Below are 12865 nucleotides of genomic sequence, written 5' to 3'. Positions count from 1 at the left end.
TGTCTCGTGGATCACGCTCAACCGCCCCGAGGCGATGAACGCGGTCACCTGGGACCAGCGGGAGCGGATCATCGCGCTGCTCGCGGAGGCGACCGCCGACCCGGAGGTGCGCTGCGTGGTGGTGACGGCCACCGGGCGCGGCTTCTGCGCGGGCGCGGACCTGCGGGGCGCGCCGACGGCCGGTGAGCGGGTGGCGGGGGACGTGGCCCGGATGATCCGCGCGGGCGCGCAGCGCTTCATCTCCGCCGTACTGGACTGCGAGAAGCCGGTGATCGCGGCGGTGAACGGGACCGCGGCCGGGATCGGGGCGCACCTCGCGTTCGCCTGCGACCTGGTGCTCGCGGCGGACTCGGCGCGCTTCATCGAGGTGTTCGTACGGCGGGGCCTGGTCCCCGACGGCGGCGGCGCGTACCTGCTGCCCCGGCTGATCGGGCCGCGCCGGGCGAAGGAGCTGATGTTCTTCGGCGACGCGGTGGGGGCGGCGGAGGCGAGGGAGATGGGCCTGGTGAACCGGGTCGTGCCGGCGGACGAGCTGGCGAAGACGGCCCGCGACTGGGCCGAGCGCCTCGCGCAGGGCCCGACGCGGGCCCTGGCCCTCACGAAGCAGCTGGTGAACGCGTCGCTGGACGTGGACCGTTCGACCGCGTTCGCTGCGGAGGCGACGGCCCAGGAGATCAACATGACGACGAGGGACGCGCAGGAGGGGGTGGCGAGCTTCGTGGAGCGGCGGGAGGCGCGGTACGAGGGGCGGTAGCGGAGTGTGTCGTACCGGAGCCATAAGGTGTGTCGCGCATATGCCCGACACACCGCTCCGGGGGGAACGGAATGCCCAACTCCGCGCGCTCGCGCGTGAAATCCCGAAGATCCGGAAGATCCCTGCTTCTGGCTCTCACCCTGCTGACGGCCCTCCTGGGCCCCCTGCTCCCGACGGGCACGGCTCTCGCGGCATCGGCGGCGCCCCCGTCGAGGTCCTCCGCGGCTCCCCCGTCGGGGTCCGAGCCCGCGACGGCTCCGGCGCCGGAACGCACGGCGGACCCGACACCCCCACCGACCCCGACACCGGACCCGACCGGCGATCCCTGCCCCGCCCTGCCCCTCGCCCCGCTGAACGGCCCCGGCGACGCGGCCCGCCCGATCGTGGTGGACCAGAGCGGACACGCCTGCTTCACGGTCATCGTGGAGAAGCCGGGCCTGCACCAGGTGCTCGTGGAAGGCGGGATCTCGTCCCTCACGTTCCTCTCCGGCGGGACGCGGGTCGCCTGCCCCGAGCTGACCAGCAGCCCCTGTCAGCTGGCCGCCGGCACGTACACGCTCGACCTCACCCGCGGCGGCTCGACGAGCGCCCAGGTCGCGGTCGTCCCGCTGACGGCGGGCCCCGGCTGCTCCCACCCCGCCGACACCGCTTTCGGTACGGCCTCGGTGACCGGCACCTCCTCCGGTGACCTCGGCATGGTCTGCCACCCCTTCACCGCCGCTCAGGGCGAGCTGGTCCACGCGACCCTCGGGCCGCGCGCGTCGGCCAACGTCAAGGCGTGGATCACCGACGACACGGGCAAGCCGCTCTGCAGCGTCAACTACGACTGCGTCCTGCCCGCCGGGGTCGGCGGCTACCGCGTCCTCGCACACCTCGACCCCAACGCCGGCGCCTACCCCGTCCCGTACACCCTGACGGTCCGGCAGCTCTCCCACCCGACGGGATGCGCGGTCGTGGGCGTGACGGCCTACGGCTCCGCGCCGGCCGAGGTCTCACCTCCGGCCGAGTGCAAGACCTTCACGCCGGCCGTGACGGGCGCGTACGTCCTGGAGAGCCTCCCGGCGTCCGGCGGCATCGGCGAGATCGGCGTCTACGCGCCGACCGAACGGATCTGCCAGTACACGGTCTCCTGCGCGCTCACCGCGGGCGTCACGTACACCCTGGTCACCGGCGACACCGTGCGGATCCTCGACCGGACCTCCGCCGCGGAGGGCTGTGAGGACGTGTCGCCCGGCCAGGTCCATCGAGGCGCTTTCACCGCGCCCACGGAGATCGACTGCGTGACCCTGCCCGTGCCGCAGGGCGCCCACGTGGCGATCCTGGCGAGCACCTCCGCCGACGGCGTGAAGCCCGACTTCGAGGTCATCGACGCCACCGGCGCCCCCCTCTGCTGGGCCGAGCCGGTAGTGGCCTCGGGCACCTGCGCCCTCAGCGGCACGGCCCCCTACCGCGCCCTCGTGGACAGGGCGTACACGAGCGTGCGCACCGGTTCCTACGCACTCGTCGTCCGCCGCACGGACACGCCGAGCGACTGCCGGTCCTTCCCCGCGGGCGCCTTCGGCACGGACTCGCCCCGGGCGGCCTTGAGCACCGGCGCCGACGCCTTCGCCGACTGCCTGACGATCCCCGCGGACGACCACTCCGCGCACGAGTTGATGACCCTCGCCCGCGTGTCGGGCAGCGGGGCCCTCGACGTCAGCGTCCTCGACGAGCACGGCGAGCAGGCCTGCGCCCACCAGGCGTACGGGGACGACCAGCTCGACTGCGTCCTGGCTCCCGGCCTCTCGTACACGGTCCTCGTTCGGGGCGACGGCAGGCCCGCCGAGCACACCCTCACCCGCCGGGACGTCACCGGCACCGCGCGCGGCTGTGTCGAGACCCCCGCCACGGCGGTGGGCGCCCCCGCCGCGGCCGGTGTCCCCGCCGAGCCCGGAACGCTCCTGTGCCACCAGGTGACCACGGCCGACGCGCGGGACACCCTGCATCTGAACGCCCGGTACACGGCGGCGGGGCGCGCGACCGGATTCGGTGTGTACGACGCAGACGGCGACGTCGCGTGCGAGGACTTCGCCTCGGGCTGCTCCGTCACCGGGTCCACCGGCTACCAGGCGATCGTCGAGGTCGGCGCGGGCGACACCACCGCCCCCGCCTACAGCCTCGACGCGCTGCGCATCGGCACCGCCGCGGGGCCCGCGCCCGAGTGCGTCAGGGTTCTGGACGTCACCTACGGCTTCGGCCCGCTCGCCGGCACGCTGAGCGAGCAGAAGCCGGCGCTCTGCGCGGTGCTCCCGACGGCGTCGGACGACTGGCTCAAGCTGTCCTTCGCGCCCGCGCTCGACCTCTCGAAGTCGCCGACGCCGTGGCTGTACGACCGGACGGCCGGCCAGAGCGTCTGCGACCGGGCCACTAGCTACTACAGCTGCAGCGTGCCGTCCGAGGACGGCTACGGCGGCGCGGCCCGGCCGACCACGCTCGTGATCGGGCTGCCGTCGGTTCCCGCACAGGTCCCGGCCGACGTACGGGCGACGGCGTACTGCCCGTACGGCTGCGGCACCGTGACCCGCGCGGTCACCGCCGTCACCCCCGGCACCGTCGGCGCCGGGAAGATCACGATGCGGGTGACCGGGGCCGCGCTGCACGAGAAGGACGTGGTCGAGGTCTCCGGCGGCGGCTACCTCGCCCGGTCCACGACGGTCTCCGTCGCGCTCGACCGGCGGAGCATGGACGTCTCCCTGGACCTGACGAGCGCCCCGCGCACCGCGCTGAGCCTGAGCGTGCTCACGCACGACGGCGTGCGGTACTCCCGCGGCACCGTCACCGTCGTCGCGCCCCTCCGCGCCACCGCCGCCCCCGCCGTGAGCGGCACCGCCGTCATCGGCGGGAAGGTGACGGCGCAGGCCGGGACATGGTCGCCGGCGCCGGAGTCGTACGCGTACCAGTGGCGGGCCGACGGCGTCGCCATCGCTGGGGCCACCGCCTCCACGTACACGATCCCCTCCACGCTCCAGGGCAAGCAGCTGTCCGTGGCCGTGACCGCCCGTAAGGCCGGGCATCCCGTCGTCACAGCGGTGAGTCCCGCCGTGGTCGTGAAGGGCATCGCACCCAAGCCGACCAAGGTTCCGTACATCTCCGGGACCGCGCGCGTCGGGAGCAAGGTGACGGTGGTCGCCGGCACCTGGTCGCCGGCGCCGACGTCGTACACGTACCAGTGGCGGGCGAACGGCGTCGCGATCTCCGGCGCGACCTCCTCGTCGTACGTGCCCGCCGCCTCCGTCCTCGGCAAGAAGCTCACGGTGACCGTGACGGCGCTGCGGACCGGGCACCTCAGCGGGGCGTACACGACCGCGGCATACACCGTCGCGGCCGGGCTCGCCCCGAAGGCGACGGCCGCTCCGTACGTCACGGGCACGGTCCGCGTCGGGCGGACGCTCACCCTGAACCGGGGCACGTGGACGCCGGCGCCGACCTCGTACGCGTACCAGTGGTACGCGAACGGGCGGGCGATCGGCGGGGCCACCCGCGCCACGTTCACGCTCACCAAGGCCCAGCGCGGGACGAAGATCACCGTCCGGGTGACGGCGCTGCGGACCGGGCACCTGAACGGTGTGGCCTGGACCCGGGCGACGGGAGCCGTCGCCGGCTGACCGGAGGCCGTGGCCGTCGTCCCCGAGGGGTTCCCATCTGACGCACCGTCAGTTTCAATGGACGGTGTGATGGGACACGCGGGGATGGCGGCCACCGCCGTCCGACACCTGAGAGCGGCCGGAGCACCGACGGCCGTCGAACCACTGCCCCGGCCCGCCCTGCGCGCGGTCCGGGAGGACGAGCGGGCGCCCGTCGACCCCGGCGAGTTCCGCCGGGTCCTCGGGCACTTCGCCAGCGGCGTCACGATCGTGACGGCCCTCGACGCGGACGGACCGGCCGGCTTCGCCTGCCAGTCCTTCGCCTCCCTCTCCCTCGACCCGCCCCTGGTCGCCTTCATGGTCGCCCGGACGTCGACGACCTGGCCCCGGATCGCGGCGGCCGGGACCTTCTGCGTCAACGTCCTCGGAGCCGACCAGGGCCCGCTGTGCCGGTCGTTCGCGGTCAGCGGCGCCGACAAGTTCGCGGGCGTCGACTGGACCCCGGCGCCGGTCACCGGCTCCCCGCGCCTGGCGGGCGCGCCCGCCTGGATCGACTGCGCGATCACCGCGGTCCACACGGGCGGGGACCATCTGGTCGTGGTGGGGCGGGTGGAGAGCCTGGACGCGGAGGAGGAGAGCGCGCCGCTGCTCTTCCACCGGGGCCGTTTCGGAAGCTTCACCCCGTAGCCGTCGTCGGCAGGAGGCCCTGCGTCGGACGGGGCGCGCGGATCACCAGGGCCATCAGGGCCGCCGCCGCGCACAGCGCGCCGGAGGCGTACCAGACGACGTCGTACGTGCCGAAGACGTCCCGCGCCACCCCGCCGGCGAAGGCGACGGCCGCCGCGCCGACCTGGTGGGAGGCGAGGACCCAGCCGAAGACGATCGCCGAGTCCTCGCCGTAGTGCTCGCGGCACAGGGCGATCGTCGGCGGCACGGTGGCGACCCAGTCCAGCCCGTAGAAGACGATGAAGAACAGCATCGGGGGGTGGACCGAGGGGGCCAGGAGCACGGGGAGGAACAGCAGGGAGACGCCGCGCAGGGCGTAGTAGACGGCCAGCAGGCGGCGCGGCGAGAAGCGGTCGGTGAACCAGCCGGAGGCGATCGTGCCGACGACGTCGAAGACGCCGATCACCGCGAGGAGTCCGGCCGCCGCGGTGACCGGCATCCCGTGGTCGTGGGCGGCCGGCACGAAGTGCGTCTTCACCAGGCCGTTCGTCGACGCGCCGCAGATCGCGAAGGAGCCGGCGAGGAGCCAGAACGGGCCGGTGCGGGCCGCCTTGAGGAGGACCGTCAGGGCGCGGCGGGCGGCGCCCGTGACGGGGGCGGGCTTGTCGGCGTACTCCCCGCCGTACGGGGCGAGCCGGACGTCCGCCGGGTGGTCGCGGAGCAGCAGCCACACGAAGGGGACGACGGCGAGGGCCGCGAGGGACACCGTCACCGCCGCGGGGCGCCAGCCGTGGTGTTCCACCAGCCAGGACAGCAGCGGCAGGAAGATCAGCTGGCCGGAGGCGCCCGCGGCGGTCAGGATGCCCGTCACCAGGCCCCTGCGGGCGACGAACCAGCGGTTCGTGACCGTCGCGGCGAAGGCGAGGGCCATGGAGCCGCTGCCGAGGCCGACGAGGACGCCCCAGTAGAGGACGAGCTGCCAGGCCGCCGTCATCCACACCGTCAGGACCGACCCGGCGGAGATGATCGTGAGGGCGACGGCCACGACCTTCCGGATGCCGAAGCGGTCCATGAGGGCGGCGGCGAAGGGGGCGGTGAGGCCGTAGAGGGCGAGGTTCACCGAGACGGCGAAGCCGATGGTCCCCCGCGACCACGCGAACTCCTCGTGCAGCGGCTCGATCAGCAGGCCCGGGAGGGAGGCGAAGGCCGCGGCGCCGATGATCGTGACGAAGGTGACCGCCGCGACGAACCAGGCGCGGTGGACGCGGGGGGTGCGGGGCTGTCCTGCGGGTGTACGGGTAACCGTCTCGGTTGTCTGGGCCATGCCATCGAGCATCCCGGTCCGCCCCGCCCCCGGCCATTGGCCCGAATGACAGGTTTCCAAAGGATCGGGACACAAAGGATCGGGACACCGCCCCGCCGATGAACCGGCCCGCGCCACCGCCCCGCCGTTCGCCGCCCCGCCGTTCAGGCCCTCGGCAGCGTCCTGATCGGTCTCACCGCCAGCAGCGCCGCCACCACGAGCACCGCGATCCCCGCCCCCGCGAGCAGCACCTCCTCCGTGCCGACCGCCGCCGCGACCGGCCCCGACAGGGTGCGGCCGACGCCCATCATCAGGAGCGAGCCGGCCACGTCGTACGCGTGCATCCGGTTCAGGGCCTCCTGCGGCACGTGCGTCTGGACCGAGGTGGACCACATCACCAGCCAGAAGGCGAAGGCCGCCCCGCCGATGAACTGGCCCGCGCCGAGGACCGCGACCGGGGCGCCCAGGCCGAGCAGGAGCAGGTTCACGGGGAGGCCGGTGAGCGCCACCGCGCCCGCCGCGAGGGGCCGGCGCGGGCGCAGCCGTATCGCGAGGAGGCCGCCGACGGCGCTGCCGGCGCCGTTGACGGCCATGAGCACGCCGTATGCGGCCGAGCCGTGGTCCTCGGTGACCAGGCTCGCCGTGAGCGGCACCATGGGTCCGGCGACGGTCAGTCCGTACACCGTCCAGATGGAGATGACGCCCCAGAGCCAGCTCCGGGACCGGAACTCCCGCCATCCTCCGGCGAGTTCGGCGCCGAGGGAGTCGCGCGGGGCGGTGTCGGAGGGGATCGGGGCGAGGCGTATCAGCAGGAAGCAGACGGCGCTGACGGCGAAGGTGACCCCGTTGACGGCGAAGGCCGCGCCCGCGTTCCAGACGGCGACGAGCAGGCCGGCGGCGGCCGGTCCCGCCATGGTCATGAGGGCTTCGACGACCCGCAGGACGGCGTTGGCGCGCTGCACGTCGGGGGCGATGCGGGGGATGGTGGAGGCCACGCCCGGCTGGAAGAGGGCGGCGCCGACGCCGCTGAGCACGGAGAGGGCGTACACGGCCCAGAGCGGTGGGCCGCCGAGCGTGAAGGAGACGGCGAGGACCGCGGCTCCGGGCAGCCGCAGCAGGTCGGCGAGGATCATCATCCGGCGGGCGGTGAACCGGTCGGCGAGGACGCCGCCGAAGAGCACGAAGACCGCGAAGGCGGCCGTCCAGCCGCCGAGCGCGTAGCCGACGGTGGAGCCGGAGTGGCCGGCTCCGAGGAGTCCGGCGGCGAAGGCGACCGGGACCATGCCCTCGCCGAACACGGCGACCCCCCGGGCGACGAAGAAGAGCCGGAAGTTACGGTTCCACAGCGCGGGCGGCTCGACCGGGGCGGGAATCCGCCCGGTGGCCTCAGACTTGTAGGTGTTGTCCGTCACGGACAAGTAGAGCTACCAGCGTGTGGTCTGGACCACCACTGAATTTACGAAGGGGGCCGCTGCCCGTGCCGTCGCCGCACCGCGTCGCCGTTCTCGCCCTGCCCGGCATCCTCCCCTTCGAGCTGGGCATCCCGCACCGCATCTTCGGCCGCGCGAAGGACCCCGAGGGGCGCCCGCTGTACGAGATCGTGACCTGCGCCCCGGCGGCCGGTCCGGTGCGGACGGACGCCGACTTCTCGATCGTCGTCGAGCACGGCCCGGAGGCCCTCGCCGCCGCCGACACGGTCGTCGTGCCCGCCTCGTACGAGCTCGGGCCGGTCTACGACGAGGGCAGGCTCCCCGAGGACCTCGCCGCGGCGCTCGCGCGCATCCGGCCCGGCACGCGGCTGGTCTCCATCTGCACGGGCGGGTACGTCCTGGCCGCCGCGGGGTTCCTCGACGGGCGCCCGGCCACCACCCACTGGGCGTCCGCCGAGCACTTCCAGCGCCTCTTCCCGAGCGTGCGGGTGGACGCGGACGTCCTCTTCATCGACGACGGCGACGTCCTGACCTCGGCCGGGGTGGCCGCGGGGATCGACCTGTGCCTGCACATGGTGCGCCGTGACCACGGCACGGCCGTCGCCAACGACGTGGCCCGCAGGACGGTCGTGCCGCCCCACCGGGACGGCGGCCAGGCCCAGTACATCGAGCGGCCCCTGCCGGAGGCCGGGACCCACACCACGACGACCGCGCGGGCCTGGGCGCTGGCCCACCTCCACGAGCCGATCCAGCTGCGGGACCTGGCGGAGAAGGAGGCGATGAGCGTACGGACGTTCACGCGCCGCTTCCGCGACGAGGTCGGCATCAGCCCCGGCCAGTGGCTCACCCAGCAGCGCGTCGAACGGGCCCGGCACCTCCTGGAGTCCACGGACCTGCCCGTGGACCGGGTCGCCCAGGACGCCGGCTTCGGTACGGCCCAGTCGCTGCGGGTGCACCTGATGACCGCGATCGGGGTGACCCCGACGTCCTACCGCCGCACCTTCCGCACGGGGGCGGCCTCCGCCTGAGAAGCGGCCTCCGCCTGAGGAGCAGCCTCCGCCTGAGGAGCGGGCCCGCGCGGAACGCCCGTACCCCTCAGAAGGTCAGCACCCCCCGCGCCACCTTCCCCCGTTCCGCGTCCTCGGCCGCCCGGGCGAACTCCTCCACGGGGTACGTCCGGGTCACGAGTTCGTCGAGGAGCAGGGCCCCGGAGCGGTACAGCTCCGCGTACAGGGCGATGTCCTTCTGGGGGCGCGAGGAGCCGTACCGGCAGCCCAGGATCGACTTGTCCAGGAACATCGCGGCCGGCAGGAAGCTCGCCTCCGCCTTCGGCGCGGTCATCCCGAGCAGGACCGCCTGACCGTGCCGGTCGAGGAGGTCGATCGCGGTCCGGACGAGACCGGTGTGGCCGACGCACTCGAAGACGTGGTCGGCGCCGGTGGGCAGGATCTCCCGTACGCCGTCGGTGGAGGCGAGGAAGTGCGTCGCCCCGAACCGGCGGGCCACCTCCTCCTTGTCGGGGTTCGTGTCCACGGCGACGATCGTCAGCGCGCCCGCGATCCGGGCGCCCTGGAGCACGTTGAGGCCGATGCCGCCGGTCCCGATGACGACGACGGTGTCGCCGCGGCCGACCTTCGCCCGGTTCAGTACGGCTCCGACGCCGGTGAGGACGCCGCAGCCCATGAGGGCGGCGGAGGTCAGCGGGATGTCCCGGGGGATCTTCACGGCCTGCACGGCCTTGACGACGGTCCGCTCCGCGAACGACGAGTTCGACGCGAACTGGAACAGCGGCTGCCCGTCGCGCGAGAACGGCTGCCCCGGCATCCCGATGGCCTTCCGGCACATCGTCGGCCGGCCCCGGTCGCAGTCGGCGCAGGCGCCGCAGTTCGCGAGCGTGGACAGGGCGACGTGGTCACCGGGCACGACGTGGGTGACCCCCGGGCCCACGGCCTCGACGACCCCGGCGCCCTCGTGACCGAGGACGACGGGCGGGGGGAAGGGGATCGTCCCGTCGATGACGGACAGATCGCTGTGGCAGAGCCCGGCGGCGGCGATCGCCACGAGCACCTCACCCGGGCCGGGGTCCCGGACCTCCAGGTCGTCGACGACCTGGACCTGTTTCCCGTCGAAGACGACGCCCCTCATGAGCCGTTCTCCTTCCCGGCGTTGGGGCGCTCGCCCGCGGCGGCGGCCCGGGCCATCTCCTCGAGACGGGCCAGCATCGGCATCGGGTCCGTCCCCACCGTCCCCGGCAGGAAGTCCGCGATGCGCTCGGGGGTCCACGCGCCGCCCTCCGCGTACCCGGCGCGCAGCTCCCTCGGCTGGGCCCAGACCGCGATCTTGGGCCCGGCGATCGTGTACACCTGGCCGGTGATCCGCTCCTCGCGCGCCCGCTCGCTCAGCAGGTAGACGACGAGCGCCGCCACGTCCTCCGGCTCGCCGATCTCCTTGAGCTCCATGGGGACGTTCGCGGACATCCGGGTGCGCGCGACCGGTGCGACGGCGTTCGCGGTGACGCCGTACTTGTGGAGGCCGAGGGCCGCGCTCCGTACGAGCGAGATGATCCCGCCCTTCGCCGCGGAGTAGTTGGCCTGGGCCACGGACCCCTGGTGGTTGCCGCTGGTGAAGCCGATGAGCGTGCCGGTGCCCTGTCTGCGCATGACCGCGGACGCCGCCCGGAAGACGGTGAAGGTGCCCTTCAGGTGCGTGGCGACGACCGGGTCCCACTCCTCCTCGGACATGTTGAAGAGCATCCGCTCGCGCAGGATGCCGGCGACGCACACGACCCCGTCGATCCGCCCGTACTCGGCGAGGGCCACGTCGACGATCCGCTGTCCGCCCGCCATGGTGGAGATGTCGTCGGCGACGGCCACCGCCGATCCGCCCGCCGCCTCGATCTCCTTCACCACGGACGCGGCGACCTCCGAGGTCGGCTCGCCGCCCTCGATGGACACGCCGTAGTCGTTGACGACGACCTTCGCCCCCTCCGCCGCGCACGCGAGGGCGACGGCGCGGCCGATGCCGCGCCCCGCCCCCGTCACGGCGACGACCTTGCCAGCCAAGAAGTTCCCCATGCCCGGCCCCTTCCCGCAGTTTCTGACGGTCCGTTAGATTCGTTCGTCGTCAGGATTCTACGGTCCGTCAGATACCGGAAAACAAGACCCCGGAGGCCCCGATGTCTCTTCCCGCCGCCTTCCACGAGATCGCCAAGCGCGTCAACAACTGGGGCCGTTGGGGCCAGGACGACGAGAGGGGCACGCTCAACCTCGTCACCGACGAGGTCGTGCGGGAGGCCGCCGCCACCGTCCACTCCGGCCGCCGCATCCCGCTCGCCGTCGACCTCAAGCAGGACGGCGTGCAGACCGGCATGATCCCCGGCCGGGTCAACCCGCTCCACGTCATGGTCCAGGTCAACCAGGAGATCTTCGGCCCCGGCACGGTCGCCACCAGCGACGACGCCGTGACCCTGGGGCTCCAGGCCGGCACCCACTGGGACGCCCTGACGCACGTCTCCCACTCGGGCCGCATCTACAACGGCCGCCCCGCCGCCTCGATCACCCCGCACGGCCGCTCCGAGTTCAGCGGCATCCACACGGCCCGTCACATCGTCAGCCGGGGGGTCCTCCTGGACGTCGCCGCCGCGAAGGGCGTCAACCGGCTGCCGGGCGACCACGCCGTGACGCCCGAGGACCTCGACGAGGCGGCCGAGTTCGGCGGCGTGACGGTACGGGCCGGGGACATCGCGCTCGTACGGACCGGGCAGATCCAGCTGTACCTGGCCGGGGACCGGCACGGGTACGCCTTCCCGTCACCCGGCCTCTCGGTGCGCACGCCGGAGTGGTTCCACGCGCACGACGTCGCGGCCGTCGCCAACGACACGCTCACCTTCGAGATCTTCCCGCCCGAGATCGAGGACCTCTGGCTGCCCGTGCACGGCCTCCACCTGGTCGAGATGGGCATGCTCCAGGGGCAGAACTGGAATCTGGAGACTCTGTCCACAGCCTGTGCAGAAGAAGGGCGCTACACCTTCCTGCTCTCCGCGATGCCCGAGCCCTTCGTCGGCGGCACGGGCACGCCGGTGGCCCCGGTCGCGATCCTCTAGCCCCCTGGACACCGGGAACTCCGGGGACACCAGGGACTCCAGGGACTCCGGGCGCTCTCCCGATCCTCCAGGCCCCCTGAACTCCGGGGGCTCGCGCGGGCGGCGGCGCGCTCGCGCGCGCCCCGAGCACGGCACGGCCCGCCGCCACCCGGCCGCGACCCGCACACGCCGAGGGCCACGGCCCTCGGCTCCCCTCGCCACGAATCGCTCACCCCAGGGTGGGCAAAACGGAACGAATCGTCAACAGCGCACCCGTCCGGGCGACAGGGCCGCCGACACCGGCGACACCGGCGCGACCCGGTCCACCTCGCACCAGATGCTCTTGCCGACGCCCTCCGGCTGCCAGCCCCACCGGTCCGCGAGGCCGTCCACCAGCTCCAGACCGCGCCCGTTGGTGTCGTCGCCCTCCGCGTGCCGGGGCTTCGGCGGGCGGTCGCTCGCGTCGGCGACCTCGACCCGCACACCGCTGCCCTCCACGGGGAACAGCATCCGCAGCACGGCCGGGCATCCCGTGTGCACCACGGCGTTGGTCACGAGCTCGGAGATGAGCAGCACCAGCGTGTCGGCGAGCGGCTCGTCGTCCCCTATGCCCGAACCGGCGAGCCGTGACCGGGCCCACCTCCGGGCTCGTCCCACCTCTGCCGGGTCCGGCCCGACCTCCAACTGAACCTGAAGCACCTGCACCGCTCACACCATCCGAACCGGCGGACACACCTTTACGGAACGTGATTCCCTTGTGGGACAGCATGGTTGACGTACAGTCACCGCAACAAGCGCTTCGGGCATATTCCAGCGCGAAGGAGTACGCATGGTCCATACTGTGCGACGCACGCTGCGGGTAGTCGAACGCCGGGTGCGAGCGGCGGGCATTCCGGGCCGCGGGGCCGCCCCAGGGGCGACACCGGGACGATCCGGGCCGTCGAGCACTCGCATCCCACGGAGCGTACCGGAGGCGGAGGCCGACTCCGGGCCGTGACGGCCCCGCCG

The 12865-nt window shown here is 73.5% G+C and carries 10 protein-coding genes; 5 read left to right on the top strand and 5 right to left on the bottom strand.

Translation table 11 applies throughout. The features are described from left to right. Positions 1–34 precede the first annotated feature (34 nt). From ACN9MM_RS22730 to ACN9MM_RS22720, 3 genes are all read left to right on the top strand, one after another. On the top strand, positions 35–754 hold the full coding sequence (locus ACN9MM_RS22730) for an enoyl-CoA hydratase/isomerase family protein (RefSeq protein WP_426368804.1): 720 nt from the start codon (positions 35–37) through the stop codon (positions 752–754). A gap of 71 nt (positions 755–825) precedes the next feature. After that, positions 826–4398, top strand: coding sequence for a hypothetical protein (locus ACN9MM_RS22725; RefSeq protein WP_426365381.1), 3573 nt, complete (start codon positions 826–828; stop codon positions 4396–4398). A gap of 57 nt (positions 4399–4455) precedes the next feature. Further along, positions 4456–5064: a flavin reductase family protein gene (locus ACN9MM_RS22720; RefSeq protein WP_426365380.1), complete on the top strand. Its 609-nt coding sequence runs from the start codon at positions 4456–4458 to the stop codon at positions 5062–5064. Here ACN9MM_RS22720 and ACN9MM_RS22715 read toward each other — a convergent pair. Together ACN9MM_RS22715 and ACN9MM_RS22710 are read right to left on the bottom strand one after the other, a co-directional pair. Then, positions 5054–6367 (bottom strand): MFS transporter, encoded by a 1314-nt coding sequence (locus ACN9MM_RS22715; protein ID WP_426365379.1) that lies wholly within the window; start codon positions 6365–6367, stop codon positions 5054–5056. The two genes, ACN9MM_RS22720 and ACN9MM_RS22715, sit on opposite strands and share 11 nt — an antisense overlap. Positions 6368–6510: 143 nt before the next feature. Then, the gene (locus ACN9MM_RS22710) at positions 6511–7764 is read right to left on the bottom strand and encodes an MFS transporter (protein WP_426365378.1); all 1254 of its coding nucleotides are present in this window, start codon (positions 7762–7764) and stop codon (positions 6511–6513) included. Positions 7765–7817: 53 nt separating this feature from the next. Between ACN9MM_RS22710 and ACN9MM_RS22705 the strand changes: the two genes are divergently transcribed. Beyond that, positions 7818–8804, top strand: a complete 987-nt coding sequence (locus ACN9MM_RS22705; RefSeq protein WP_383671194.1) for a GlxA family transcriptional regulator — start codon at positions 7818–7820, stop codon at positions 8802–8804. Between the two features lie 67 nt (positions 8805–8871). Here ACN9MM_RS22705 and ACN9MM_RS22700 read toward each other — a convergent pair whose 3' ends face one another. Both ACN9MM_RS22700 and ACN9MM_RS22695 read right to left on the bottom strand, forming a co-directional pair. Continuing rightward, positions 8872–9921: a Zn-dependent alcohol dehydrogenase gene (locus ACN9MM_RS22700; protein ID WP_426365377.1), complete on the bottom strand. Its 1050-nt coding sequence runs from the start codon at positions 9919–9921 to the stop codon at positions 8872–8874. Beyond that, complete coding sequence (locus ACN9MM_RS22695) at positions 9918–10850, bottom strand: SDR family NAD(P)-dependent oxidoreductase (RefSeq protein WP_382863508.1); 933 nt, start codon at positions 10848–10850, stop codon at positions 9918–9920. Before ACN9MM_RS22695 ends, ACN9MM_RS22700 begins: the two co-directional genes overlap by 4 nt. A gap of 101 nt (positions 10851–10951) precedes the next feature. Between ACN9MM_RS22695 and ACN9MM_RS22690 the strand changes: the two genes are divergently transcribed. Beyond that, on the top strand, positions 10952–11878 hold the full coding sequence (locus ACN9MM_RS22690; RefSeq protein ID WP_426365376.1) for a cyclase family protein: 927 nt from the start codon (positions 10952–10954) through the stop codon (positions 11876–11878). 240 nt (positions 11879–12118) lie between these two features. Here the strand turns inward: ACN9MM_RS22690 and ACN9MM_RS22685 are convergent, their stop codons facing one another. Further along, on the bottom strand, positions 12119–12562 hold the full coding sequence (locus ACN9MM_RS22685; protein ID WP_426365375.1) for an ATP-binding protein: 444 nt from the start codon (positions 12560–12562) through the stop codon (positions 12119–12121). Positions 12563–12865 lie beyond the last annotated feature (303 nt).

This window comes from Streptomyces sp. E-08 (genome assembly GCF_049913095.1).
In the GTDB taxonomy this organism is placed as follows: domain Bacteria; phylum Actinomycetota; class Actinomycetes; order Streptomycetales; family Streptomycetaceae; genus Streptomyces.
Note: the sequence above shows the minus strand (reverse complement) of the source record. Positions and strands in the feature narration are given on the sequence as shown.

Coding starts and splice junctions, on each gene's coding strand:
- ACN9MM_RS22730 (WP_426368804.1), top strand. CDS start 35: ATGAACGCGGTCACCTGGGACCAGCGGGAGCGGATCATCGCGCTGCTC.
- ACN9MM_RS22725 (WP_426365381.1), top strand. CDS start 826: ATGCCCAACTCCGCGCGCTCGCGCGTGAAATCCCGAAGATCCGGAAGA.
- ACN9MM_RS22720 (WP_426365380.1), top strand. CDS start 4,456: ATGGACGGTGTGATGGGACACGCGGGGATGGCGGCCACCGCCGTCCGA.
- ACN9MM_RS22715 (WP_426365379.1), bottom strand. CDS start 6,367: ATGGCCCAGACAACCGAGACGGTTACCCGTACACCCGCAGGACAGCCC.
- ACN9MM_RS22700 (WP_426365377.1), bottom strand. CDS start 9,921: ATGAGGGGCGTCGTCTTCGACGGGAAACAGGTCCAGGTCGTCGACGAC.
- ACN9MM_RS22695 (WP_382863508.1), bottom strand. CDS start 10,850: ATGGGGAACTTCTTGGCTGGCAAGGTCGTCGCCGTGACGGGGGCGGGG.
- ACN9MM_RS22690 (WP_426365376.1), top strand. CDS start 10,952: ATGTCTCTTCCCGCCGCCTTCCACGAGATCGCCAAGCGCGTCAACAAC.